A 2,077-nucleotide genomic window follows, 5' to 3' on the forward strand; every position below is an offset into this window, starting at 1 on the left:
TAAAGTTAGAGTAATACACATAAAAGTAATTTTTAGTGCTTTTATATTTAAAGAAAGTGTATTCATTTGAATCTTCATTTTAATATATCGTTGAAGCAATTTTTTAAATTTGCTTTTTTAGTTAACATATCATGTTCAATGTTTTGTAGGATAGATTTAAGTGATAATACTCATACGGCAGGGCAAGATCACGAACTTTACCTTGACTTAAAAATATGATCTTATACTTCTTTTTTAAGGAGTATACCCATGCCTAATATTCAGTTATTTAAATATTTCGAAACAATCGATGACCCTCGACAACAAGGTAAAGTGATTCATAAACTATTTGATATCATATTCTTAGCCGTTAGCGCTGTTGTGTCTGGATGCCAAGGCTGGGAGGATATTGAAGATTTTGGTCATGACAGATTAGATTGGCTCAGGAAATATGTTCCCCTAGAGCAAGGCATCCCTCGCCATGACACAATTGCTCGTGTGCTGAGCCGTATCGACATGACACAATTCCAAGACTCTTTTTCTTCTTGGATGAAAGCATGCGCGAAATTAACCCAAGGCGACGTCGTAGCTATTGATGGGAAATGCTTAAAAGGGTCATTTAATCAGTCAGATAGGCGCGATGCACTTTATATGGTCAGTGCATTTGCATGCGAAAATGGTGTCGTTTTAGCGCAATGCCCTGTTGATAAAAAGTCGAATGAAATAACGGCGTTACCAACACTTCTTGAGTTACTTGAGATAAAGGGGTGCTTAGTCACAATTGACGCCATGGGATGTCAAAAATCAATTACAGAAAAAATAGTGAGCAAAGAAGCTAATTATCTTCTTGCCGTGAAAGCAAATCATAAAGGACTTTTATCGCAAATAGAGAGGGCTTTATTACCGGAGGTGACACGACAAGCGTCTGAGGGGATTTTGTTTAATGAAGCTGATTATCAAAAAAACAGAGAGGAATTTAGGTGTTGTGCGGTGCGTCATGACGTAAGTGATTTATCAGAAACGATACACTGGGAAGGTGCAAAGACGGTGGGCGTTATTGTTTCCTACAGAAAGGAAAAAGGTAAAGTAAGCAATGAGTTATGTTATAGGTACTATATCAGTTCAGCATATTTAACGGCGGAAGAATTGGCAAGGTCAGCGCGGCAACATTGGCAAATAGAGAACGGATTACATTGGCGTTTAGACGTAGGATTTAAAGAAGATGAGTGCCGAATTAGGCGCGAAGGTGCAGCGCCAGTATTTGCAGGGCTGAGGCATATCGCATTTAATCAATTAAAGGCTGAAACCAGTTTTAGTAAAGGTATGCCAGCAAAGCAGAAGAAAGCGATGCGCAGTACAGCTTATCTTGAAAAGGTATTGAATCTATAGTGTTTTTTCATGCTCTTGCCCTGACTCATACGGTCTTTAACTTTAACTTTATCAATTTCAATTATTTGTATTGCAGATCTAGGGTGTGCTGGTTTCAGCAGAACGATGCAGCTATTCTCATCTGTATTATTTAGATTTAGCCTTAAAACTAGTCGTGGTGTTGCACGTTTAAAAGCGAACAACGACACTGCTGACCTTACTGATTTATACGAAGCAAACGAAATGTCTACAAGTACAATGGTATCGCACAACTTAACTCGCGCTAAAGAAGAACTAGCGTTATAAAAAAACTTTATAACGTGTTTTAAAAGTGGTTACTAAAGCATGATATAAAATAGCGAGAATAAAAAAGCCCATGTTAGGTTAATTCCTAATATGGGCTTTTTTGTTTTATTAACTCATCTCGATGTTTTGAGCATTTTTATTTACGTATTTTAGGTGAGTTTTATTAATTACTGATAGGGTATCTAGTTCGTTTTAGACTTAAATACTTGAGCAAACCAATTTATGGGTATTTTACAATTATTATAAATCACATAGATAGATTTAGAGCTGTCAGCGTTTGATATAAGTTAAAACCCAGAACAAGCACCTTCAAATAGAGCTTTATCCATATTTTTAATTCCTTTTTTATCATAAATTCCGAAATAGTATTTATCACTATTAATTTCTGCAGTCGTTCCAACAGCAAATCTTTGCAGATTAACAT

2 protein-coding genes are annotated in these 2,077 nt (G+C 36.2%); both read left to right on the top strand.

Features of this window, described 5'->3' with window-relative positions; genetic code table 11:
* The first annotated feature begins 249 nt into the window (after positions 1–249).
* Positions 250–1,368 carry an ISAs1 family transposase gene (locus I6F65_RS21165; protein WP_197114791.1) on the top strand — a complete coding sequence of 373 codons (1,119 nt, stop codon included), beginning with the start codon at positions 250–252 and terminating at the stop codon, positions 1,366–1,368.
* A gap of 105 nt (positions 1,369–1,473) precedes the next feature.
* Positions 1,474–1,653 (top strand): hypothetical protein, encoded by a 180-nt coding sequence (locus I6F65_RS21170; RefSeq protein ID WP_197114792.1) that lies wholly within the window; start codon positions 1,474–1,476, stop codon positions 1,651–1,653.
* Positions 1,654–2,077: the final 424 nt, after the last annotated feature.

It is taken from the genome of Pseudoalteromonas sp. SWXJZ94C (genome assembly GCF_015864385.1).
Classification (GTDB): Bacteria; Pseudomonadota; Gammaproteobacteria; order Enterobacterales; family Alteromonadaceae; genus Pseudoalteromonas.